At 51.9% G+C, this 21,338-nt stretch carries 26 protein-coding genes; 4 read left to right on the top strand and 22 right to left on the bottom strand.

Features of this window, described 5'->3' with window-relative positions; translation table 11 throughout:
* Positions 1–56: 56 nt before the first annotated feature.
* The 4 genes from tnpB to ABD892_RS20725 all read right to left on the bottom strand — a co-directional run bounded on the left by tnpB (position 57) and on the right by ABD892_RS20725 (position 1,537).
* Positions 57–416 (bottom strand): IS66 family insertion sequence element accessory protein TnpB, encoded by a 360-nt coding sequence (gene tnpB, locus ABD892_RS20710; RefSeq protein WP_345198026.1) that lies wholly within the window; start codon positions 414–416, stop codon positions 57–59.
* Positions 413–742, bottom strand: a complete 330-nt coding sequence (gene tnpA, locus ABD892_RS20715; RefSeq protein WP_345198027.1) for an IS66 family insertion sequence element accessory protein TnpA — start codon at positions 740–742, stop codon at positions 413–415. Before tnpA ends, tnpB begins: the two co-directional genes overlap by 4 nt.
* Positions 691–1,191, bottom strand: a complete 501-nt coding sequence (locus ABD892_RS20720) for a hypothetical protein (RefSeq protein ID WP_345198028.1) — start codon at positions 1,189–1,191, stop codon at positions 691–693. The genes tnpA and ABD892_RS20720 overlap by 52 nt, the downstream gene beginning before the upstream one ends.
* A gap of 91 nt (positions 1,192–1,282) precedes the next feature.
* A complete protein-coding gene (locus tag ABD892_RS20725; RefSeq protein WP_345198029.1) occupies positions 1,283–1,537 on the bottom strand; it encodes a hypothetical protein in 255 nt (84 codons plus the stop codon).
* Positions 1,538–1,584: 47 nt separating this feature from the next.
* On the opposite strand from ABD892_RS20725, the gene ABD892_RS20730 reads away from it, so the two are divergent.
* Positions 1,585–1,779: a hypothetical protein gene (locus ABD892_RS20730; protein ID WP_345198030.1), complete on the top strand. Its 195-nt coding sequence runs from the start codon at positions 1,585–1,587 to the stop codon at positions 1,777–1,779.
* Positions 1,780–2,048: 269 nt separating this feature from the next.
* On the top strand, positions 2,049–2,240 hold the full coding sequence (locus ABD892_RS20735; RefSeq protein ID WP_345198031.1) for a hypothetical protein: 192 nt from the start codon (positions 2,049–2,051) through the stop codon (positions 2,238–2,240).
* Between the two features lie 160 nt (positions 2,241–2,400).
* On the opposite strand, the gene ABD892_RS20740 is transcribed toward ABD892_RS20735, so the two are convergent.
* From ABD892_RS20740 to ABD892_RS20785, 10 genes are all read right to left on the bottom strand, one after another.
* Entirely contained in the window at positions 2,401–2,628 is a 228-nt protein-coding gene (locus ABD892_RS20740; RefSeq protein ID WP_345198032.1) for a hypothetical protein, read from the bottom strand.
* A 257-nt stretch (positions 2,629–2,885) separates the two neighbouring features.
* Positions 2,886–3,278 (bottom strand): hypothetical protein, encoded by a 393-nt coding sequence (locus tag ABD892_RS20745; RefSeq protein WP_345198033.1) that lies wholly within the window; start codon positions 3,276–3,278, stop codon positions 2,886–2,888.
* On the bottom strand, positions 3,275–3,736 hold the full coding sequence (locus ABD892_RS20750; RefSeq protein ID WP_345198035.1) for a hypothetical protein: 462 nt from the start codon (positions 3,734–3,736) through the stop codon (positions 3,275–3,277). Before ABD892_RS20750 ends, ABD892_RS20745 begins: the two co-directional genes overlap by 4 nt.
* Positions 3,733–4,140, bottom strand: a complete 408-nt coding sequence (locus tag ABD892_RS20755) for a DUF5681 domain-containing protein (protein WP_345198036.1) — start codon at positions 4,138–4,140, stop codon at positions 3,733–3,735. Before ABD892_RS20755 ends, ABD892_RS20750 begins: the two co-directional genes overlap by 4 nt.
* A 297-nt stretch (positions 4,141–4,437) precedes the next feature.
* Positions 4,438–5,103 carry a ParB N-terminal domain-containing protein gene (locus ABD892_RS20760; protein WP_345198037.1) on the bottom strand — a complete coding sequence of 222 codons (666 nt, stop codon included), beginning with the start codon at positions 5,101–5,103 and terminating at the stop codon, positions 4,438–4,440.
* A gap of 259 nt (positions 5,104–5,362) precedes the next feature.
* Positions 5,363–5,788: a hypothetical protein gene (locus ABD892_RS20765; RefSeq protein ID WP_345198038.1), complete on the bottom strand. Its 426-nt coding sequence runs from the start codon at positions 5,786–5,788 to the stop codon at positions 5,363–5,365.
* On the bottom strand, positions 5,781–6,158 hold the full coding sequence (locus ABD892_RS20770; protein WP_345198039.1) for a hypothetical protein: 378 nt from the start codon (positions 6,156–6,158) through the stop codon (positions 5,781–5,783). The genes ABD892_RS20765 and ABD892_RS20770 overlap by 8 nt, the downstream gene beginning before the upstream one ends.
* Positions 6,118–7,014 carry a hypothetical protein gene (locus ABD892_RS20775; RefSeq protein WP_345198040.1) on the bottom strand — a complete coding sequence of 299 codons (897 nt, stop codon included), beginning with the start codon at positions 7,012–7,014 and terminating at the stop codon, positions 6,118–6,120. The genes ABD892_RS20770 and ABD892_RS20775 overlap by 41 nt, the downstream gene beginning before the upstream one ends.
* A gap of 228 nt (positions 7,015–7,242) precedes the next feature.
* Positions 7,243–7,893, bottom strand: a complete 651-nt coding sequence (locus tag ABD892_RS20780) for a hypothetical protein (RefSeq protein ID WP_345198041.1) — start codon at positions 7,891–7,893, stop codon at positions 7,243–7,245.
* A gap of 359 nt (positions 7,894–8,252) precedes the next feature.
* Positions 8,253–9,914 (bottom strand): recombinase family protein, encoded by a 1,662-nt coding sequence (locus ABD892_RS20785; protein WP_345198042.1) that lies wholly within the window; start codon positions 9,912–9,914, stop codon positions 8,253–8,255.
* A 216-nt stretch (positions 9,915–10,130) separates the two neighbouring features.
* Between ABD892_RS20785 and ABD892_RS20790 the strand changes: the two genes are divergently transcribed.
* On the top strand, positions 10,131–11,072 hold the full coding sequence (locus tag ABD892_RS20790) for a LysR family transcriptional regulator (RefSeq protein WP_345198044.1): 942 nt from the start codon (positions 10,131–10,133) through the stop codon (positions 11,070–11,072).
* Positions 11,073–11,277: 205 nt separating this feature from the next.
* On the opposite strand, the gene ABD892_RS20795 is transcribed toward ABD892_RS20790, so the two are convergent.
* The 7 genes from ABD892_RS20795 to ABD892_RS20825 form a co-directional block, all read right to left on the bottom strand.
* Positions 11,278–12,042, bottom strand: a complete 765-nt coding sequence (locus ABD892_RS20795; RefSeq protein WP_345198066.1) for a flavin monoamine oxidase family protein — start codon at positions 12,040–12,042, stop codon at positions 11,278–11,280.
* A gap of 9 nt (positions 12,043–12,051) precedes the next feature.
* Positions 12,052–12,957, bottom strand: a complete 906-nt coding sequence (locus tag ABD892_RS20800; protein WP_345198045.1) for a flavin monoamine oxidase family protein — start codon at positions 12,955–12,957, stop codon at positions 12,052–12,054.
* A 92-nt stretch (positions 12,958–13,049) separates the two neighbouring features.
* Complete coding sequence (locus ABD892_RS20805; protein WP_345198047.1) at positions 13,050–14,522, bottom strand: aldehyde dehydrogenase family protein; 1,473 nt, start codon at positions 14,520–14,522, stop codon at positions 13,050–13,052.
* Between the two features lie 56 nt (positions 14,523–14,578).
* The gene (locus tag ABD892_RS20810) at positions 14,579–15,403 is read right to left on the bottom strand and encodes an ABC transporter permease (protein ID WP_345198049.1); all 825 of its coding nucleotides are present in this window, start codon (positions 15,401–15,403) and stop codon (positions 14,579–14,581) included.
* 2 nt (positions 15,404–15,405) lie between these two features.
* Positions 15,406–16,281: an ABC transporter permease gene (locus ABD892_RS20815; protein WP_345198050.1), complete on the bottom strand. Its 876-nt coding sequence runs from the start codon at positions 16,279–16,281 to the stop codon at positions 15,406–15,408.
* 89 nt (positions 16,282–16,370) lie between these two features.
* The gene (locus ABD892_RS20820; protein ID WP_345198052.1) at positions 16,371–17,519 is read right to left on the bottom strand and encodes an ABC transporter substrate-binding protein; all 1,149 of its coding nucleotides are present in this window, start codon (positions 17,517–17,519) and stop codon (positions 16,371–16,373) included.
* Positions 17,520–17,590: 71 nt separating this feature from the next.
* Positions 17,591–18,727: an ABC transporter ATP-binding protein gene (locus ABD892_RS20825; protein ID WP_345198053.1), complete on the bottom strand. Its 1,137-nt coding sequence runs from the start codon at positions 18,725–18,727 to the stop codon at positions 17,591–17,593.
* 228 nt (positions 18,728–18,955) lie between these two features.
* Between ABD892_RS20825 and ABD892_RS20830 the strand changes: the two genes are divergently transcribed.
* Positions 18,956–19,777, top strand: coding sequence for a LuxR C-terminal-related transcriptional regulator (locus ABD892_RS20830; RefSeq protein WP_345198054.1), 822 nt, complete (start codon positions 18,956–18,958; stop codon positions 19,775–19,777).
* Here the strand turns inward: ABD892_RS20830 and ABD892_RS20835 are convergent.
* The gene (locus tag ABD892_RS20835) at positions 19,740–21,335 is read right to left on the bottom strand and encodes an ATP-binding protein (protein WP_345198055.1); all 1,596 of its coding nucleotides are present in this window, start codon (positions 21,333–21,335) and stop codon (positions 19,740–19,742) included. The genes ABD892_RS20830 and ABD892_RS20835 overlap by 38 nt on opposite strands.
* Positions 21,336–21,338: the final 3 nt, after the last annotated feature.

Consider the following 21,338-nt stretch of genomic DNA (forward strand, 5'->3'; position numbering starts at 1 on the left):
ACAGTATCCGGCAAAACAGGAAACCATTGTCTTGCAGCAGGTCATGGCAATGGTGATCAGGCGGCGGTCTGGTAACGGAGCACGGGGTGTGCGGCCTTTTGGTCAATGGGCAGGCCGTCCAGCAGCCAGTTCAGTTCACGTCGGCTCAGAGTTATGACTTTTGTATTCTGCCCCTGTGTCGGCCAGTTGAACCTGCCTTTCTCCAGCCGTCGGTAATAAAGCCAGAAACCGTTGGTCTGCCAGTGCAGAATCTTGAGCTTGTCCTGTCCCCGGTTACAGAACACGAACAGGCTTTCGGTGAAGGGATCAAGGCAGAGGGTTTCACTAACCAAGAGCACTAGACCGTCAATGGACTTGCGCATATCCGTGGCACCGGGAGCAAGGTAAACGTTGAGGTGGGAGGTGTCTCCAATCATACCGCCTCCAGTACTCGGATAACCCTTTGCAATGCATCGGCGTTAAAACCTGAAGACAGCGTTATGCGATACCCGCCAGGCGTTGTCAGAAAAATACTGCCCTGATTCTCAGACAGAGTTTCCGAATCATTATCAATCTGGACTGGCAGCAGGGACGTGCGCTTTGGTTCTGCCATTTCAGCAGGCAGGGACTGGAAATATCGACGACGGTAATAACCGAAGCATTTCGCAGAAAGATTATGCTGACGGACATACTCAGCCTGACTCAAATCACTTACTTGCCAGGCGTTGATGTGCTGAAACCAGAAATCACGTTTTGCGGACATGGAGCCTCCCGGATGAATGACAGGCTTCCAGTATCCGGATCAGAACGATAGATGGTAGATGGTGTTCCCCGAGCGATTACAAATATGGCACCTAGGAAATGAACTTGACCACTACCAAAGGTTGCGCCAGTGAAGTCAACATTTCCATGTAAAAAACCTGTCTTATGGAACAAAACATCACCGTCACCAAAATTCGCATATCGGAAGCTAACATCACCAAAGAACGCACGGCTGAAGCTAACCGTCCCTGTTGGGAAGTCGAACCCTGCAAAAGATATACTTCCTTTTTTGTGGTAGAAGTCAAAGCTTTCAAAATCAACAGTCGCATTAGGATGTTTGGCTACCGCAGCGTTCCATACGTCTGCTCCTTGCTGCCATAACGCTATGGCATCCTCACCTTCCAGCACCCACCGTCCATCTTCATTCTTTTTGAAATATTCCTCAGCCATAACTCCCCCAGCAGGCAAATATCAACGATTTTAAGCGTTCCGTTGTGTTGTGACGATGGTAGAAAGACTTACGGAAGGAGGTACTGGTCAGTCACCGGTCACTATGGCCGGTAATTTCAACCACCTCTGCCAGATCCGGATCGAGGAACGGGTGCTGCCGGTCATCCAGGCTGGCGTCCGTCAGTGGTATATGGCTGAAGTCAATTATGGCCTGATGCCTTGCCGTTTCCGGGTCTTCCGCGATGACGACGTAGCCACCTTGCGCCAGAAAGCCAGTGACATTAAGTTGCCACTGTTCCCAGGCAGGATTGTCTCGCTGTAGCGGTTTGATGAGGTATGCTGGCATGTCCATTTGCCATCTGGTTCCTACTGTTTTCAGAATAGACAACAAATATGCTTGAACAGATTGATGAGACGGAATTTCAAATCAGACTGGGAAGTCTTTCCGGGTTGGCGGTAGACAAAAGCCAGTCTCCAGCAATGATCCGCTATAAGAAAGCCGATACTGTTGTTGGTGAAGTTCGTCGCGAGTACAGCGTCATCACCCAGCAATACCTGGAACCGACCTACTGGTTTATTGCCTGGTAAGACGATAGAGTTGACCTGCTTCAGCTCCCACGGCAGGACGGCTGGGTGTAATCCTGTCGTGCGTAGGCATGAGTCTGTCATAAGCCTGCTCATGTTCACCTGAAGCAACTGCTATGGCCTGAGAAGTCCGGCGGGTTTACATGGCCGGCTCTATATGGGGACTGGTCATCACTGCCTGACAATGCGCTAGGGGATCTTTCAGATTGAACGAGGTGCGCGCGTTCCCATAGCGGTTAACTAATTGTAAAGACAGCCAAGGAGCAAGGTATATGAGTGATAAAGATCATAATTTCACGGACCATTCCATAGAACTCATGTTACAAAATATAACGGGTAATAGTGAAGGTTATCATGGAAAGGCCAGTAAAATAGAAACCATCATAGGTGAATATATTGATCCAGAAGACGAGCAACCCTTCCTCAAGGATCTTTATGAGTTACTTAAGCCATATAACAAATAACAAACGACAATAGTTCCAGAATCGTCGAATAGGTAGTACCACCGGCAAGATCAACAATCCGATAACAAGTAGTCCCACAACCCAAAGCTTGTCAGTCAATCCATACCTTGATGGATAGCTGGCAGGCCTTGGCCGTTGCGGCATGATCGGCTTATCAAGGTCATGCGGATTGCTGGTCATGGTCTTTAAACAACTCCTCAGCTTCTCTTATTCCGACACACAGGCGACACTGACAGTCATCAGGATGTGGATCATACCATTCCGGTAACTGGTCGTGAGGACATTTGGATATTTCCTCCGCCTCATTGATCCAGCGTTGAATGGTCGCTTCCCTGCTATCCAGCAGGCTGCTTTCAAGTCGGCTGATCCGGTTGTTCAGGTTACGCATGGTAGTGGTTATAGTACCCGGAAAACACTTTGAATGGATGCTTGGACATGTCCGATGAACTCCGGCTGTTATCACCCAAGATTCGCCGATACGCCAAGATGCGACGCGACATGGATGGTGGGTGGATCGGCCCTACAATGCACATCATTCCCCGCGAAAGATTCAAGCCTCTCTGCAACACTCCGCCTTCTGATACCACTGGCTCGATACCATGGAGAAAGCGGATAACGGATCGGCTATCGAGGCTGACCAGACTGTTACAGAAGTTCAAGCGCCTCCAGGATCAATGACGGCCACTGCTCCGGCTTCGGTTGCTGCACTGTGGCAATCATTACCTGCTGGCTACGACAGGCCTTTACCATGGCCAGTTGCTGCGCCAGCAGGCTGAATGACACCGCCATCAGCCTCCGCTTGTCCTTGCTGGCTTTCGGATGGTTCTCCAGCCATTCAAGGCTTGCCTGCGCCGACCTCACATGGTCTGCCAATTGCTCCAGCAGATCCGCCTCCAGCTTGTCCCACCGACCATCACGGCGAAAGCACCATTGCCGGTAGCGCCGGTCGATCCCTTCCTGCAGAAAGGCGGCAAGGTCATCAGGCGGACTGATACGGCTTTCCAATTTCTGAAGTCTTGATAACAGTTTCCCGGTCACAGGTCTGTATCCTCAAGAATTGCAGTTGCTTCGTCTATGAGTTGCCATTGCACTGTATCCGTTTCCAATGCGTCCAGGTGATCCAGGTAATCGTTACCGTATCGTTTGCGTTCTGTTGTCATCGTCTCATGCCTGCGGCAACTCGTCAGTTCATCAAGGATTCTTATCAAGCAGGCAAATGTGAGTGATCTTATTGATTTCTGATGCCTGGTATTCTTTGACTCTGGCCTTTTGCTTATCCGCAAGAACCAGTCGCGTGTCTGTTGAGCCTCCTGCAAAGTCTCGCGCAAATCCTCTATCAGATAACTTTCCAGTTCCGTCCACTTGCCTGCATGTCTCAGATCGTGCTGCCGGTTAGCCTTGTGGTGAACGGCGGTCATTATACCCGCAACATTCACTTTCTCCGGCGGGTTGATTGCGGCCTCCAGTAGGTCAACTCTTGGTTTCAGTCCGGTCATTGTCCCAGTTGTGCCTCCAGTGCCTCTATGCGAGCCAATAACTCACCGGCCTCAATAATCCTGCAGCAACTAGCCAACGCCGACAAAAGCGATGTAGCCTGATCCGGTGGAATCTTACCTGTCACGGTGGCATTGACTATCGCCTCGGCCTTTTCGGTAATACTTGAATTACCGGTAATGCCGTCAACGACAACCACCTGGTCTGCACCTCGCAGGTTCGGAAGCAATTTGTCACAACAGATCTTCATCGCCTGCGGATCGCCTTCCAGCGCCATATCTACCACTTTGGCGATAATGGCCTTACCGTTCTTCTCAAGCGGTTTACGCAAGGTTTCAATGACTTTCGATCTTGGTCCAGGTGATCGGCCTTTGGCGTTACCTGAGACTCCGGGCTCCCACGGCATTGCAAATACTGATAATTGACTAAAAGTTCCGTTAATTATGGCAAACCCAGCAAATATGACTGCCTTGTCGAAACAAGGCAGCACCACTCACTGTTTAACGTCGGTCTTTAAGGCATATTGGCCGATATACCCTGTTTGTTGATTAAGTACCGGTACTTGTGGTCTTCAATATCGTCATGTTTTCTTCATTGGCCTGTCCTCCTTTCTCCGAGTGGCAATGACTACATGACGGCACCAATTCCCGGTTCCAATGACCGGGTTGTTGGTTCCACTGTATTGAAATTGGCAGGTAATGACTCAATGGTCTGCGCCGACCTTGCTGGTCAACCTGGCGTCATTCCAGATTTTGTACAGCGGGATCTCAAAGTCTGGCTCCTGATAGGTGGCGGAAAGTTTGCAATTTTGCGACAAATGTCTCAGATTTGCTAAGTTTTCTAATTTCTGATTTACCCTTTGGCGTGTAACTCCAACCTTGTCTGCGATGGTTTGTTCGTCATAGCAACCCATCCATAATATCTTGATTTCACTGTCTCTTTTTTCATTTTCAGCAGAGTCAATGTCAGAAACCCACCGTTCTAAGGTTCTTTTTGTGGTTGATAAGATCCGGCTTAATACCTCCTTGTTGCCTTTGCGTTCCCGGGCATCCTTGTTCTTGTACAGGTGGATTGCCATTTTCCGCTTATCATCCTGAGACAGTTGCTGTCCGTGGCTGTCATTTCGATGGATTGCCAGTTCTAGGAACTCGTCATCATTGGTAACCCGAGTGACGATGGTTTCTATTTCAGTCCGGCCATCCTTGCAGTGCACCATCCAGCGATGAACGCCGTCGATGATCCGGTTATTCTGGTCTACCTCAATCGGCGGCAGGTGGTCGATGTCCTGAACGTATTTCTGTACCAGTTCAGGTATGACGGCAATGCGGGGATAGAGGGTCTTGTCGTATTTGATGTCATTGGTAAGCATGGTTTTCTCCGAAAAGCAGTTGTCCCCCATGCCCCATAAGGTTTCGGGACTCTATAAGAGTCCCGGGTTACTCAGGCGATCCGGCGGTTGCTGATCTTCCACATCAACTGACTGATGGCCTTTTTGACGACACTTCTGTAGATGCTGTCGCTGCTACAATGCTTTAGAATCTTGCCTCTATGATTGAGCAGTACCAAAGTGACGGGTTCGCCTTGGTGTCTCAGGTGAACTTTATGATTCTGTCGATCAACTTCTATGTTCATGCCGTTCTCCTACTGTTACATGGCCCATTGTTCCAGCGATAAAGTGCCTCATTGAAAACCTCTTGGTAGATCACGAGGCTGTCGTTCAGGACGATATTGCCTTGTTGATCCACGAGACCCAATTTGACAGGCCTCTTGTTCAGCATCACCTCTACACCTTCGTCGTTGGCCTTAATATCCAGATTTAACGACCCAAAATCCGGCTGGTTCAGACCTTTATCGCCATAAACCTCATGCGGTAGCAGATTATTAGCGATGGTCTTCACCAGATCCTTGAACAGGCGGTTTACCGTCACTGGGTTGCCATTACCTAATGAAAATTCGTTGATGACATGACCATCAGCCGAATAGTTACTTACATGAAGCAGTTCCAGCATGGATGCCTCATCCATTGCAGAGAATGGTTCGATTTGTTCATTCATTGCGAGCCAATATTTCCTTCAGTTCATTGATATAGTGTTGGCCGGTTTTAATCCTTGCCTGTCTCGCCTCCTCTGTTTCAGGCAATGCTGGCCGGTATGGCCTGTGCGCCGCCGGTACACTGGCTGGTTGACAGATCGCCTTGTATTCAATCGCGGAAGGTGGAAACACCGTAATGCCACTACGAAATGCCTGTTCAACCCGTTTCTCAAGTTCATGCAGACCGCGTTCAATGTCCGCTTTACTCAATCCTCGCAGTTCGCGGCACCATGTACGGAAACCTTCTCCGCCTACCGGCCCATGCTGACTGACAAACCGCTGACCATAGATATCAGTGAGTCGTTTCCAGACCAAGGTGGTAAGCGAATTCATCCTCGCTGATTCCTTGTTCTGCCAGGTATTCCCTGATTTGCCGGCTGGACTTTTCAGCAGTTGATTCGCGGTCGTGTTGAACTCTGCCTGACGGATAGACATGGTTAATTACCTCCGATTGCGACTGCTCGGTGACTTTCAGGAATCCTCGTTCAGATATCAGGTAATCAATACTGGCAACCCACCCTCGACCATTATTGCCTCGTAGCCATGCCAGGTTCGGATGTGTTGCAATGGTGGTGAAATAGTTTGACCAAGCGTCAATTGACTGCAGTGCCGGTGACTCTTTCCACCGTCTTCTGATTGCTGCAATGCGCTTCTGACTAAGCTTCAAGCAGCGCTGGCAACCAAGCGGTGCGAGTATCCTGTTGTACTGATCAACAATTGCCTGAAAAGGAATTTCAGATTTTGGCTTTTTCGATATGTGGTCATTTTCGCCAGGAAATGACTGTTTATTTTCTATGTAATGTTTATTTTCTAATAGATGAAGCGCTATACCGGAAGCGGTACAGCGGTCGGTGTTATATCCATTTCTGTTGCATCCTGCGCCAGCACTGGCATTACCAGCTATTTCGCTTTCATTTACCGCTATACCGGAAGCGGTACAGCGGTGTTCGCCTTGGGGAACTGGATAAACACGGTAAATCACCGGTCGAAAACGACCTGCCTGATTCTCCTGTTCACACAGGATAAATCCGGCTTGCTGCAACTCACGCAATGCCTGGTCGATTCGCCGCCTGCCTTCAGTACATTTCTCACGCAACCATGATCGACGAACCCGCCAATGTGTTGGCAAGGATAACAACAACGACAACAGGCCTTTGGCTGTTAAAGACAGACTGTGATCCTGAAGCATCGCGTTAGGCAGGATTGTGTAAGGGAATTCGGTGTCAGCCTTGGTAATCAGAATGACAGAATCGGCGCTATACTCTTTCCGCTTCATGATTGATCCTCATGTTGCAACTGCTGAGACATTCAATTGATCCAAAACCGTACCGGCTCGCCACCGGTGCGGTTTTTTCATGTCAGGGGAAAGAGTGGCAGGTAGGTTTTCCCGCATATTCCGGGAATATTCCCGGATAATTCAGGATTTGTTTTTTTCAGTGAACCAGTTGGCTACAGTTTTCTTAGTGACCGGCTGTTCTTGCGTCCCTTTAATGCGGACACGACGGTCATCACCGTCACAAATTTCGTCAATAATCACTTCGACATCTGGATGCTGGCAGAGACATTCAAATGCTTCAGCACCTCGACCATGCTTATGAGGCAACTGGTCGAATAAAGATTCAGCTAACTGCCGTGTTGTTTGTTTAACGGGTGATGGCTTTGACTGTTGCAGGTAAGAAATGTATTCGTCGAGATCTCTGACCTTTCGTAGAAATTCCCCCGGCGTTTTGGACTGCGCCCTGTACTGTTCCCTCAGAACCTCCTCCACAACTGGGTTTGGCAGACGGTGCAACAGATAGGCTTCAGAAATTGGTTCAAGACACTGGTCGTGGATCAGAGAAATCAGGTCACTTTCGCTGATACTTAGCGTGATAAACTCACCACTACCATCTTCAAGCCAGGAATCCACAATCAAGCAATAGGATATGACGCGAAAATGATTGATGGCTGTCAGTAGACAGGATTTAAAAATTTGAAGAGTATGGCAGTTCTCATCGGCCATAAGCTTCAAAATTTGAATAGCCTCACACAGATAAAGGCCTTCCTCTTTAGTGCTAGACTCACACATGCTAAATGTTCCAACGATGTTCTTGCATCAGTTTGTCCGGTCAGACTGCGACACCTGACCGGACTTTTATTGTAGATTGCACCTCAGACTTAAAATAAGACGATTTCAGCCACGTACCCCCCTCAACCTATAACTTTTGCTATCTTCAACCAATCACGCCTCAGACAGCTTCTTTGCGCCTCCTGAAAGGCGTTCTCGGTTATCCACCGTTTCGGTGCATAGGCTTGTGGAAAATCGCGGCAGGCCTCACTGCAGACGATCAGTACTGAAGTCAAGAATCGGATGCAAAAAAACCGGCGCTATGGCCGGTTGCAGGTATTCAGACGTTAGGAGAACACATTCGCTACGGTAAGAGGTACTCAACCACCAGCGCCGATCACTTCATCTCTGAAATCTGTCTTGACAGAAAACTCACCTGTTTTCTTATCAATTTCCAGAATGCGCCTGACCTTATTATGAAATTGCAGTACCAGATCTACACGCTTGTTTGCATCATTGCCATCAAAGCCAAACAGGAAAACGTCAATTCGGGCAAAGGTACGCTTGATTAACTGGCGGATCACAAGCCTGGCTTCTTCGTCCAGTTCCTCAGCTTTGGTTGATATTTGCTTCCAGCGTTCCGCCACGTCCTGATTATTAGTATTGGATACTGACAGTTCAGCCTGCATGCTCTCATATTCCTCGGCTAGCCTAGCTTGTTGCTGTTCTAGGTCATTGACCTTCTTAACAAATATGACAGGAACTTTTTCCATCAAAGAAAATTGATCAACCATGCGATTCAGTTTTTCGGTAATTACATCTTGCTCAATTCTGTTCTGACTTACCTTTAGCTGCAATTCCTTCCTGTCATCAACCTCTCCAGCAATAACGCTAAAATCCAAAAAATCTGCGCAATATCTTAACAAGGCATTTTCAACACAAACAATACTTGTTGACTTATTGTGAAAACGACACTTGCCACCTCCAGCATTACGTGAACACATAATTCTACGAAAACAATTATTAGAGAATCCTTTTTCACCAATTTTCTTAATGTAATTCTGCCCTATCATATTCCTTCCGCAATATCCACAATAAGCCAGCCTCATACCTGTTAGAAATGAAGGTATTGAAGATTGTGCTTTAGTCGTTGCTCTTGTATTGATAAAATGTTGCAACTCTAAAAATTCACTTACTGAAATTATGGATGGATAATAATCTTTGATAATGTACTTCTCATTATCCAGATTAAAGTACCTCTCGCCGATTAACGACCTATTCCTAATAAGATCTCTAACCGACTCAGTTTTCCATACACAATTCTTTGTATGATGCTTACAATGGTGGGTAAACCGTTTATTCAACTCACTAGCTATTTTATGTACACCACAGCCTTTCTTATATTTCATAACTATAAATTTAACCACATCAACCATTTCAGGCCTTAAATCAAACCCATTTTTCTGCTCATTCATAGATAGCCAGAATGGATCACTACCCAAATGGATTATTGGCCCCTTACCTGTATCTATCCATTGATTAATTTTCGCTTTAATGGATTGTTTTACGCGTAACGCCTTTGTCGCACTTTCTTCATGCGCCCGGATCATCACCAACAGACTGTAGACCAGATCCATCGGATTCTTTCTGAGGTTTTCCCTGTTATAAATTTTACTGTCACTGGCCGTTACGACAGTAATACCAGCATTCACAATCTGGGAAAGTATCGCTTGGCTTTGTATTGGTTCTGAACGACTCAACCGGTCAAGACCTTCCAGAATCAAGACTGATCCTGGCAAGACCTTACCTTCGTCTACCGCTTTGAGGAAAATCCCAAGTGCGCCATTTTTCAAATGCTGCTGATGATATGCAGATAGTCCCTCATCCCTGAGTGTTAGTGTTTCATCCAGCACCAATCCGTTTTCTTCAGCATACTTTCTGGCGTAATCCATCTGTCTCTGCAGGCTGTGTCCAGCAGCCTGTTCAGGTGTACTGAAGCGGACATAGCTGTAGACTCGACTGTTTTTTGCGCACATTACCATGACCTGAATACATATATGGTGATATATATTATGACAGTTCAGGCAAAACCGGGCACATGTGCAATCGCCATTCCTGTAACTCCCACGCTCGTCTGTCGATTTCTGGTTTTTATGTGTACCTGGTCACTCCTGACCGGTTGAGTCGTATTCTGGAAGCCGGTTAAAATTGAATCAATCTCATATTTCTAAACATAACAATGAGAATTTCTAATAGTCATGCTTGAAATCCGTCACCTCAAAACCCTGGAAGCCCTGCGCGAATGCGGCAGCCTGGTCGAAGCCGCCGAACGGGTACACCTGACCCAGTCAGCCCTCTCCCACCAGATCAAGGACCTGGAAGCACGGCTCGGGCAGGCATTGTTTATCCGCAAAACCCGACCGCTGCGCTTCACCACGGCAGGCCTCAGGCTACTACAACTCGCGGATGATATTCTGCCCACGGTTCGGAATACGGAACGGGATCTTGCCCGGCTGGCAGGCGGCCAGTCAGGCCGGCTGCACATGGCGATTGAGTGCCACAGTTGTTACCAATGGCTCATGCCGACGCTGGACAAATTCCGTGACCACTGGCCGGAAGTCGAACTGGATCTGGCCAGCGGCTTTAACTTCACGCCACTGCCAGCACTAACCCGTGGTGATCTTGATCTCGTCGTGACCTCAGACCCTGATGAATTACCTGGCATCCACTACGAGCCTCTGTTTCGCTACGAAATGCTGCTGGCCGTGAGTAATCGCCACCCCCTGGCACGCCAAGCCTGCATACGTCCGGAACAGCTGGCGCAGGAGGTTCTGATCACCTACCCCGTCGAACGGCAGCGTCTGGCTATCTTCCGGCAATTCCTGGATCCAGCGAATGCCGAACCTGCCAACATCCGCCTCACGGAATTGACCGTCATGATGGTTCAGCTCGTGGTCAGCAACCGGGGCGTCTGCGCACTGCCTAACTGGGCCATGCATGAATACCTGGAACAAGGATATATAAAGGCACTGAAACTGGGCGAGAAAGGCTTATGGTCAACGCTTTACGCGGCCATTCGGGAAGAACAGCGGGATATGCCGTTCATGGCAGATTTTCTCAAAACGGCCAAAGCAACCTGCTTCAAGACACTGCCCCAGATTCGCAGACCACAGCCAGAGGCAGACGCTATCAGCGGATAAAAAAAGACCCACCAAACGGTGAGCCTAAGACAAGAACAATAATCAGGAATAAAATTCCAACTACAACCTCACTTGCATCTTTGACTAATCTGACAAAGCTGCGTTGTCAATCATGTCAAATACGGACGGACAACTCCACCTTTTGAGGGTAACAATCTGTATCTTTACAATTACCCGCCCCTACACGACACATACACTTTTTCCCTTAGGTTTGAGCAATGACCTTGGCCACATTCTCACCTGACTCAATCGCACCATTGATGTAGCCCCAGTACTCATAGGAGCAGGGTTCACCGGCAAAGTGGATATTACTTTCCCGCTCCCACTGTGCACCCCACCACGTCGTGTGGTGCCCCAGGGTGGGTGATGAGAACGCCCCCTTGGACCAGGGATTATCCACCCACTTGGTGACCAGCGCCTTGCCGGTATAGGTTTCTGTCAATCCAGGCCAGACGTGTTCAAGCTCGCCCAGCAAGCGGTTGGTATCTTTCTTGTCGGCAATGTTAAAGGGTGTCGATGCCGTCAGGTTACGTCCCCAGTACCCACCGGTGTAATTACACAGGACACCCCGCGATGAGGGATTATGGACATCCGCCTGCCACATCGAGATATAACTTTCAGGACCCGAGTAGCTCCGGCCATTCCCCTTCACCAGATGCCCATTGATCATGCGTTCCTGCTTCCACGCATGACTGTTGAACTCGAGGTGCAGCTTGCCATTGTCACCCAGCACCATTTCACGGATCGCCATCTGTTTCTGCGGACGGAAGCTGTTCCAGATCCGTGGATCAATATCCACATCACGCAGGATGGTAAACGGAATCGCCAGCACCAGGTGGTCGCACTTGTCTGTCGTCCCATCAGAGAAGACACAGGTATACGGGCCTTCCGCCGGCCCACGGATCGCCGTTAACACCTTGCTGGTACGGAGACTGTCCACCGGCAACTCATTCGCCATACTGTGAATCAGGCGGTCGTTTCAACCCACAATATGGAAGCGCTCATCGGTCCCCGCCAGGGGTTGCGGACTGTTGATGGAATTCCATGCCAGTAGATAAATCAGGTTCAGCGCCTGCTGCACATCGGCCGAAGGACCATACTCGCTGACAATATCGGCCAACAGGAGTTGACCCAGTTTACTGTTGCTGCCAACCCCCGCCTCGTCCAGCCATTGAGGCGCCGGCGTCCAGTCCAGGCGCTGATGTTCCGCATTGAAGTTATCGTAGGTGGGCTGCCAGGGCGCCGCGCTCTCGGCATCCTTGAACAGGGGGAAAATCGCACGCCAGTCCTCGGCCAGTTCGGCTTCGGTATAGAGGCTGTTATTCAGGTAGAAAATCTCTTCACCACCGCCCGACGCACCACCACCCACATCTTCAAGCTCCAGGTTCAACTGGTGGACAAGGTTACGTACATAACTGTGTTCCGTGGAAATCAACTCTCCGCCGCGCTCAACCACAATGTCGTCCGCAAAAAAACCGCGGGTACTGAACAGGCGTCCGCCAATACGGGTATTGGCTTCATAGACCGTACTGCTGACACCATACTGTTTGAGCCGGTGTGCTGTACGCAGGCCCCCAGCACCGGCACCGATAACGATGACCTTGCCACGGTCACCCCCGTTGTTTCCGCCGTTACCGCCCTGGGCCGCTGCCGCCAGTGTCGGCAACCCCATTCCCATGGCCAGCCCCGTCAGGCCCGCCGCCTTGAGAAAACGTCTCCGTTCCCGCTGGTACTCCAGCTCAGCATCGGCCTTTTTCTGGGCGTCTTTCTGGAGATCCAGCACTTCATCCAGCGGTATGCCGGACTGATCGGAAAACCGGTGCGCCCGGTGTATACGCCGAAGAATATTGGTTAATGGCGACATAGCCATGCGACTTTTTGGCATGCTTTTCCCCTGTTCCCTGTTCAGTTGTTTTTATGGGTTATTCCGCAGCCACCTCCTGACGAACACACTGCAGCGTCGTGGGTCTGTGCGGTTTACTTGAGATACCATCCCCAGGGTTTGCGGCTGGTGTACTCGGTAATCTGCTTGGTTTCCAGGTAATTGTTCAGCCCCCACTGCCCCAGTTCCCGGCCGATACCACTGTGCCCCATGCCGCCCCAGGGGGCTTCCGTAAACGTGGGCTGTGAGCAGTTAACCCAGACGATGCCGGCACGCAGGGCATTGGCCGTGCGGGTACAGCGCTCCGGATCCTGCGACATGACGGCAGCGGCCAGCCCATAAGGCGTGTTATTCGCTAACCGAATGGCTTCCCGCTCATCCCGGAACGTGCGTGTACAGAGCACCGGCCCAAAAATCTCTTCCTGCCAGAGTGAGCTGGTTTCAGGGACATCGGTAAAGATGGTGGGTTCGAGGAAATACCCTTTCTCCAGGTGCTCCGGACGCTGCCCTCCCGTCAGCAAAGACAGGCCCGACCGCTTGCCGTGTTCGATATAATTGAGCACTTTTTCATACTGTCCGACACTGACCAGAGGCCCCAGCAACACGCCTTCGTCCATACCATGGCCAATGGTGATCTTTCGGGCCTCTTCTTTCAGGCGATCATGGACGCGGTCTGCAATCGCTTCATGGATGATTAACCGCGACGTAGCACTGCAGACCTCGCCCTGGTTCCAGAATATGCCGAAGAGTATCCACTCCACAGCAGCGTCAATGTCCGCATCGTCATAGATGATGAAGGCAGACTTCCCCCCCAGCTCAAGGCTGACATTCTTGATACTCCGTGAGCAGGCCGACATGATGCCGGCCCCGGTCGGAACACTGCCGGTAAAGGCAATCTTGTCCACACCCGGATGCTGGCTGAGCGGAGCCCCCGCCGTTTTTCCCAGTCCCGTGACAATATTGAGTACTCCGGGCGGAAGCTCTACGGCATCAGCAACTTTGCCGAGCTCCAGAGCGGTCAGCGGTGTCAATTCCGAGGGTTTGAGCACCATGGTGGCACCGGCTGCAATCGCAGGCGCCACCTTCCAGGCTGCCATTAACAGGGGGAAATTCCAGGGAATAATATGGCCGGCAACCCCCACCGGTTCCCGACGAACCACACTGCGAAAACGGGGGTCCGGTAAGGCGACCTCTGTCGTGCGCTGATCATCCAGCCCCACAGCCAGCTCCGCGTAATACCGGAATACGCCCACAGTATCCTCAATATCCCAGACCGCCTCCGGCAAAGGCTTGCCGTTATCCAGCACTTCAAGACGTGCCAGTTCCTCCAGCCGATGCTCCAGCTCATCCGCCATGGCGCTCAGCAGAGCGGCGCGATCCTTTCCCGTGGTCTGCCGCCAGGAACCTTCGAAGGCCTGACGTGCCGCACTGACCGCGTGGTTGATGTCTTCCTCACTGCCGGCAGGAGCGGCATGAACCTGTGCTTCGGAAGCCGGATCAAAGACCGGGAACGTTTGCCCAAGGTCGGGCGTCACCCACTCCCCGTTGATGTAAAGTTTGTCCTGCATGGTCAATCCTTTTTTCTCAGTAACGGCGCCATTCTCGGGGGCACCTCTATCAGGTATCAGGCGGCGGTCGGCTGTCGACGGGTTTCCAGCCAGCGGGCCGTGAACAGCATCGCCAGGGAAAACACTATAATCAGCGTCGAGATGGCATTGATCTCAGGTGTCACACCGCGCCGGATGGATGAAAAAATGTAAATCGGCAAGGTGGTTTCCGAGCCGGCCAGGAAAAACGCGATGATGAAATCATCAAAGCTGAAGGTGAATGCCAGGAGGAAGCCGGCAATGATCGCCGGTGCAATCTGAGGCAGGGTCACGGAAAAGAATGTCTGCAGCGGTGTCGCATAAAGATCCGCCGATGCTTCCAGCAATGCCTTGTCCAGGCTCTGCACCCGGGTTCTGACAATGACAATCACCAGCGCCATGGTAAACAGGGAATGGGCGGCAATCACTGAACCAAAGCCCATGTTCAGGCTCGGCGCCTCGCCCCAGGCCGTCGGCCATACGGCGGCCAGCACAGGATTCACGGCATTAAAGGTGGTCACCAGGGCGATCAGCGTGGCAATACCGATCACGATGCCGGGGATGATAATCGCACAGTACGTCAGTGCGTCATAAAAGACCCTGAGCGGCCCTTTGACCCGCTCCAGCCCAAAGACCGCCAACGTGCCAAACACCGTGGCGATGAGCGCAGAAACCAAGGCAACCCCCGCACTGTTAAGCAACGCTTCGGTAATAAAGGGGTTATCCAGTGCCCGGGCAAACCACTCGGCAGAGCAGCAGGTAAAGGAGGTGGCATGTCTCCCGGCGTTAAAGCTGAACAAAATGATCAACGCAATCGGAGTATACAAAAACAGGTACAGAGCCCCGGAATACAGTCTCAGCATGGTCACATTACCGACACATTGTGCCGACCTCCGTGTTTGGCGGTAAGGCGCAGGTAAAACGCAATGGTGATCAGCATGATGGTCACGAGTGTCACCGCAATGGCAGAACCAAATGGCCAGTTACGGGATTGCAGGAACAGATCCACCAGGGCATTGCCGACAAAAAACACCTTTCCACCACCCAAAATCGCCGGTATCAAAAACTCACCCATCAGCAGGATAAAAACCAGCATGGCACCGGTGATGATCCCCGGTGCTGACAACGGCAGGGTCACGCGGAAAAAGGTCGATACCGGATTCCCCCCCAGATCACTGGACGCTTCCAGCAACCGTTTATCCAGTTTTTCGAGGCTCACATAAATGGGAAACACCATCAGCGGCAGATAGCCGTAAACAATGCCAATGAGTACGGCCACCGGGGTATTGATCAGCCGGACATCGGCAATCCCCACCATCTCCAGCAACGCGGGAATCCCCTTTCCTCCAAGAATAAATATCCAGGCATAGGTTCGGATCAGGAAGCTGGTCCAGAAGGGTACGATCACCAGTGTCAATAGCAGGGAACGGGCGCCCTTGACCTTCAGCGCAAGAAAATAGGCCAGGGGATACGCCACCAGCAAACAAAGCAGCGTACCCAATGGCGCCAGGGTCAGCGTATTCTTGAAAGCACTGAACCGGGCATCCAGGTTCAGGTAGTGCTCAAAGGTCAGCGCGGCCTGATAGCCGCCTTCCGGTGCACGTTCCCCCAGGCTGTAGACCAGGATCACCACCAGCGGCATGATCAGCAGCAATAAGAACCAGAGTGTGGATGGCAACAGGAGCAGCGCGGTAATCCGCCGTCGCAGCGACTCCTGGCCAGGCAAAACAGTGCTGGACATCAACAGGATTCCTTGCAGGTGAAAAAAACTGCCCCCTTTTCGGAGGCAGGTCGCAGCCAGCTGGCTGCCAACGTTACATCACAGGGCAATCAGGCTGACTTGAACCGGGCAATCAGCTCCGCCCGCAGCGGATGGGTCAGCGTGGCTGCTGCGCCAAACTCCAGGGCATCCAGCAATTCAGCCGCCGGGTACATGATCGGGTCATTCAGCATCTCCGCCGGCAACAGCTCATCCGTGCGCCGATCACCGCTGGGATAACCATGGGCCAATACTTCCTGGGCATTGATCGACGGATCCAGCAGGTAATTGATCAGGGCATACGCAGCATCCCGATGCTTGGCACCTTTGGGGATGGCGTAGAAATCACTCCAGAGCTCACCACCCTCCGTACCCAGAACATACTGCATTTCCGGCATATCCCGTGATAGCTGGGATGCATCGCCGGTCCAGCACATGGACATCCAGGCATCCCCATTACGCATGGCCGGCTGATAATCACTGGTAATCGCGAACAGATGGGGCTTGGCCTTCAGCAACAGTTCCTCAGCCTGCGCCAGCTCATTGGGATCCACCGAGTTGAAGGAATAACCAAAATACTTCAGGGCATTACCAATCGTGGTGAGCTGGTAGTCATGAACAATCGTGCGGCCGGAGCCCTTACCCATGGTGATATCCCAGAATTCCTTCCAGGTACTCGGGCTGGAGGTGATTTTCTTGCTGTTGAGGACGTAACCGGTGGTTCCCCAGTTCTTGGGCACGGCATACACCTTGCCATCGATGATGCCCGGCTCCATGAAACGCTTTTCATACGCGCCCGGCCGAAAGTTTGGCAACTTGCTCAGGTCCAGTGGTTCAATCAGATCAAGATCAACATAGGTACTCAGGGTGTAATTGGTGGGTACAAAAACATCCCAGCCACTACCGCCTGCCTGCAGCTTCGCCAGCATCTCTTCGTTGGATCCGAACACATTGACATGCACCCGGGCACCGCTCGCCCTGGCAAAGGCATTGAAGTTATCCTGGGCGTGGTAATTCGGCCAGGTGGCCAGCACGACCCGGTCACCGATCGATTTGTCCGACGCGAAAGCCCGGCCGGCCATGAGCCCGGGCATGCTGGATGCCATGACAGCGGTTGCCAACCCCAGCCCTGTACGCCCCAGGAACTGTCGCCGGCTGATGGAGCCATTGGTGTAACTGCGCAATTCACGCATGAATTTCTTGCGATCGATGCTGTCCATAGTCCACTCCTTGTTATTGTTGTTTATTGTTTTTTTATGCGCTTTGGGCTGCACAGAACGACATCAACTTCTCAGGCCGCCACGGATTCCTCGGCCAGGGCCAACCCCATATGCTGCTGCCAACCGACGGTCACTTTGTCCCCGCGCTGGAAAGCGGCCGCTTCAGCCATCCGGTGTTTAGGCACTCTGACGGATACATTCCCCAGCACATCGGTTTTAACGCGATATTCCGTGTTATCCCCCAGGTAAATCCGATCCTCAATCTGACCAGGCACCGTGACATCCAGCCCGGAAGCCTGGGCCTGGTATGGCAGAATCGACATGGCTTCCGGCCTCACGGCAATGCAATAACGGTTTTCTGCACTGTAGGCACTGGCAGGTGTCAACGGACTGCGCAGTGTCACCCCCTGGGCAGTCTGAAGCTCAAGCTCACCATTGCTGACGGAACGGGTTTCCCCCTGAAAGAAGTTGGACTCACCGACAAAATCCGCCACATAACGGTTGGCTGGCGACTCATAAAGCGACAGGGGGGATGCGGTCTGAATGATCTGACCGGCATGCATGATGCTGATCTGGTCACTCATGGACAGCGCCTCTTCCTGATCATGGGTCACCATGATGAAGGTGATGCCCACTTCACGCTGGAGCCGCAGCAATTCGGTCTGCATCTCCTTGCGAAGCTTGCGATCCAGGGCCGCCAGGGGTTCATCCAGCAACAGGACTTTGGGTTGATTCACCAGCGCCCGCGCCAGGGCTACACGCTGCTGCTGACCACCGGACAGCTCCCAGACACGGCGATTGCCATACTCTCCAAGGCGAACCATATCCAGTGCCTCAGCCACCCTTTTCGCCTGGTCACGGCTGTCAGGCCTGGGGCGTGCATAGCGCAACCCATAGGCGACATTCTGGCTGACATTCAGGTGGGGAAAGAGTGCGTAGTGCTGGAAGACCATGTTCACAGAACGACGGTAGGCCGGTACGCCAGTCACCGACTGCCCCGCCAGGAGAATGTCGCCACTGGTCGGTTGCTCAAAGCCCGCCACCATCCTCAGCGTGGTTGTCTTGCCACAACCCGACGCCCCGAGAAAGGCGTGAAACGAACCTTTTCTGACCGAAAAAATGAGATCACTGGCCGCAACCACCTGCCCAAAGCGCTTGCTGACAGCACGAAATTCCACATCGGCTTGCGGGTCACTACCTGGCACCATAACAGTCTCCATTCACATCCTTGAAAACACTGTCATCGTACGCAGGTGTTTTTTTTTCTGTACATATCCCTCTGGGGATATATTGTATTAACTCAATGAAAATCTGTGACCGGTATCGTACCAGGCGAACGTAACATCCTGTTGGAATATGGTACGCATTCTGCTTTCAGACTTTACACCACGCTTAAAATACCGGTAGTTTTAAGCGAATAAATAAAAAACAATGCCATGAATGCCGTTAGTATGGACATCGGTTCCCAGGCGTGGAACGAACTGACCGCGGGACTGATCACAGCACGTCCCGACCGTCAGCGACTGGAAAAACTGTGCAATATTTTGACCACCATCACACATTTTGATGACTGCGTGGTCTTTGTCTATGAACAGAATACGCCGCCTATCGACCTGTACGACTCCTTTCCGGAAGGGCAGCGCAACATCTATGTTGGTGATTATCAGGCAGGCCCTTACCTGCTGGATCCCTTTTACCAGGCCTGTGTCGACCGCACCAGTGAAGGCTGGTACCGCATGCGTCAATTAGCCCCGGACCACTTCTATCTCAGCGAATATTACCTGTCCTATTACAAACGCACCGGCCTGGCGGAAGAGATCGGCTACTTCTGTCCTGTATCGGGGACAGCAATGGCCGTCCTCTCACTGATGCGAAAACACGACAGCGGTACATTCTGCGAACGGGATCTGGAAAAACTGGCACAATTGCAGGCCCTCGTGAACCAGACCCTGATCAGTGTCTGGCACCATCATAAGGCAAACGATGCATCGCCGTGCACCGAAAAGATTCCCGGCTCAATGGTTGAGCAGGCATTCTCAGGCTTCGGGCAAGATCAGCTGACCCAGCGCGAACAGCAAATCGTCCGCCTGCTGTTGAAAGGACACTCCACCGCCTCCGTCGCCTCAGAACTGAACATCAGCGCCGGCACGGTGAAGATTCATCGGAAAAACATTTATTTCAAACTGGGCGTCACCTCACAAGCGGAATTGTTTGTACGCTTCATCGACTCCCTTGACGCCGGGGCCAGACCAGACTGAATTGCGCGCCACCCAGCGTCTCACTTTTGCCTACCATGGCCTGGCCGTTATGCCAGTTCATGATGCGACGCACTATCGATAATCCCAGCCCATAGCCGCCTGAGGCGCGGGTGCGGCTGTCATCCAGCCGCGCAAATGCAGTGAACACCCGGTCGCGCTGCTCCTCAGGAATGCCGGGACCATCATCTTCAACATCCACCCGACAGCTGTCATGGCTGACACTGAAACTCACCCTGATCGTCGATTCCGCATAGCGGCAGGCGTTACCGACCAGATTCTGGATTGCCCGGTGAATATAGCGTTTATCCACATCAATCCGACGACGGTGCTCCAGCGCCTTGCACGGCACATGTTCGATAGTGATTCGGGTTTGCAGACGACGATGCTCTTCAACCACCTGGGCCACAATATGATCAACATCAGCCCGTTCATAGCGAATGACCGGCGTTCCCTGCTCCAGATTGGCATAGGTCAGAATCTCATCAACGAGCTTGTCCAGCTCTTCGATGTCGTGATCCATCCCGTTGATGTACTGCTCCCGCTCAGACGGTGTTTCCGCATCAGCCACCATTTCCAGGGCAAAACGGAGTCGCGCCACCGGGGTGCGTAACTCATGGGACACGCCACGAATCATTTCCTTCTGAATACTCAGTAACCGCTGGATATGACTGGCCATGCCATTAAAGGCCAATGCGAGCTGACCAATGGAATCAGAGCCATGCATGTTGACCCGGACATCCAGATTACCCCGGGATATTTGGGTGGCTGCCTCCTCCATCTTGCGCAACCGTCGCTCCAGCCCTCGCACCAGGACATATATGGCAATACTCATCGATACCAGCATGAACAGGCCGATGGTAGCCAACAGCCGGAATGGGTAAAGATCCAGTAACTCCACCGGACCCATGCGCAGGATACGCGAATCGCCTTCCATACCGACATACATGGTCATGGTTCGTCCATTGGGATTAAACATCACCAGCGGATAACCGGTACGTAACAATGCCAGCTGACGAGGCCCTAGCCCCACAACCGGCGGATCCATCAATGTCAATGGATACTTGAAAAGACGCTGCCCCAGCCCTGACAGCACCTGTTCACGCTCAGCCGCAGGAAATGACTGCAACCAGTTACGGGTCAGTGTGGCGTTCCCCGAAGCCAGCTGTTCGGTCAGATCCGTCACCGTACCGACGAGTAATGTCTGCGCGTTAATGCGGGAGAACACAAGAAAGCTGTCATCACTGTTGGATTCCACAATGGCGCGGCCACCGGACAACCGATCCAGCATCCGTTGACTGAGACCTGACTGGTCATCGGGCATCACCTCCAGGGGAATCCCCAGTCGCTGCCCCCAGTCCAGCATTCTGGCGTTCCACTGTGACGGCTCCAACCGATCCAACTGCCAGGCCATCATCCCGAATGTGCCCTGGGCGGTGCTTTCCCGGTAATCCTGCAGCCTGACGCCATTAATAATGGTCAGCGCCATACCCGACAGGACGGCGACCAGCACCAAGGTAAACAGCAGGCCGCCGTATATGCGAAGAAATATACTGCTCACAAC

It is taken from the genome of Kistimonas scapharcae (assembly GCF_039540975.1).
Taxonomy (GTDB): Bacteria; Pseudomonadota; Gammaproteobacteria; order Pseudomonadales; family Endozoicomonadaceae; genus Kistimonas; species Kistimonas scapharcae.

Excerpts from the sequence above, each read along its gene's own strand:
- ABD892_RS20820 (WP_345198052.1), bottom strand. The coding sequence starts at position 17,519 with ATGGACAGCATCGATCGCAAGAAATTCATGCGTGAATTGCGCAGTTAC.
- ABD892_RS20735 (WP_345198031.1), top strand. The coding sequence starts at position 2,049 with ATGAGTGATAAAGATCATAATTTCACGGACCATTCCATAGAACTCATG.
- ABD892_RS20780 (WP_345198041.1), bottom strand. The coding sequence starts at position 7,893 with ATGTGTGAGTCTAGCACTAAAGAGGAAGGCCTTTATCTGTGTGAGGCT.
- ABD892_RS20800 (WP_345198045.1), bottom strand. The coding sequence starts at position 12,957 with ATGCCAAAAAGTCGCATGGCTATGTCGCCATTAACCAATATTCTTCGG.
- ABD892_RS20740 (WP_345198032.1), bottom strand. The coding sequence starts at position 2,628 with ATGCGTAACCTGAACAACCGGATCAGCCGACTTGAAAGCAGCCTGCTG.
- ABD892_RS20825 (WP_345198053.1), bottom strand. The coding sequence starts at position 18,727 with ATGGTGCCAGGTAGTGACCCGCAAGCCGATGTGGAATTTCGTGCTGTC.
- tnpB (WP_345198026.1), bottom strand. The coding sequence starts at position 416 with ATGATTGGAGACACCTCCCACCTCAACGTTTACCTTGCTCCCGGTGCC.
- ABD892_RS20815 (WP_345198050.1), bottom strand. The coding sequence starts at position 16,281 with ATGTCCAGCACTGTTTTGCCTGGCCAGGAGTCGCTGCGACGGCGGATT.
- ABD892_RS20830 (WP_345198054.1), top strand. The coding sequence starts at position 18,956 with ATGAATGCCGTTAGTATGGACATCGGTTCCCAGGCGTGGAACGAACTG.
- ABD892_RS20750 (WP_345198035.1), bottom strand. The coding sequence starts at position 3,736 with ATGACCGGACTGAAACCAAGAGTTGACCTACTGGAGGCCGCAATCAAC.
- ABD892_RS20810 (WP_345198049.1), bottom strand. The coding sequence starts at position 15,403 with ATGCTGAGACTGTATTCCGGGGCTCTGTACCTGTTTTTGTATACTCCG.
- ABD892_RS20725 (WP_345198029.1), bottom strand. The coding sequence starts at position 1,537 with ATGCCAGCATACCTCATCAAACCGCTACAGCGAGACAATCCTGCCTGG.
- ABD892_RS20805 (WP_345198047.1), bottom strand. The coding sequence starts at position 14,522 with ATGCAGGACAAACTTTACATCAACGGGGAGTGGGTGACGCCCGACCTT.
- ABD892_RS20775 (WP_345198040.1), bottom strand. The coding sequence starts at position 7,014 with ATGCTTCAGGATCACAGTCTGTCTTTAACAGCCAAAGGCCTGTTGTCG.
- ABD892_RS20730 (WP_345198030.1), top strand. The coding sequence starts at position 1,585 with ATGCTTGAACAGATTGATGAGACGGAATTTCAAATCAGACTGGGAAGT.
- ABD892_RS20720 (WP_345198028.1), bottom strand. The coding sequence starts at position 1,191 with ATGGCTGAGGAATATTTCAAAAAGAATGAAGATGGACGGTGGGTGCTG.
- tnpA (WP_345198027.1), bottom strand. The coding sequence starts at position 742 with ATGTCCGCAAAACGTGATTTCTGGTTTCAGCACATCAACGCCTGGCAA.
- ABD892_RS20785 (WP_345198042.1), bottom strand. The coding sequence starts at position 9,914 with ATGGTAATGTGCGCAAAAAACAGTCGAGTCTACAGCTATGTCCGCTTC.
- ABD892_RS20755 (WP_345198036.1), bottom strand. The coding sequence starts at position 4,140 with ATGCCGTGGGAGCCCGGAGTCTCAGGTAACGCCAAAGGCCGATCACCT.
- ABD892_RS20770 (WP_345198039.1), bottom strand. The coding sequence starts at position 6,158 with ATGAATTCGCTTACCACCTTGGTCTGGAAACGACTCACTGATATCTAT.
- ABD892_RS20760 (WP_345198037.1), bottom strand. The coding sequence starts at position 5,103 with ATGCTTACCAATGACATCAAATACGACAAGACCCTCTATCCCCGCATT.
- ABD892_RS20790 (WP_345198044.1), top strand. The coding sequence starts at position 10,131 with ATGCTTGAAATCCGTCACCTCAAAACCCTGGAAGCCCTGCGCGAATGC.
- ABD892_RS20765 (WP_345198038.1), bottom strand. The coding sequence starts at position 5,788 with ATGAATGAACAAATCGAACCATTCTCTGCAATGGATGAGGCATCCATG.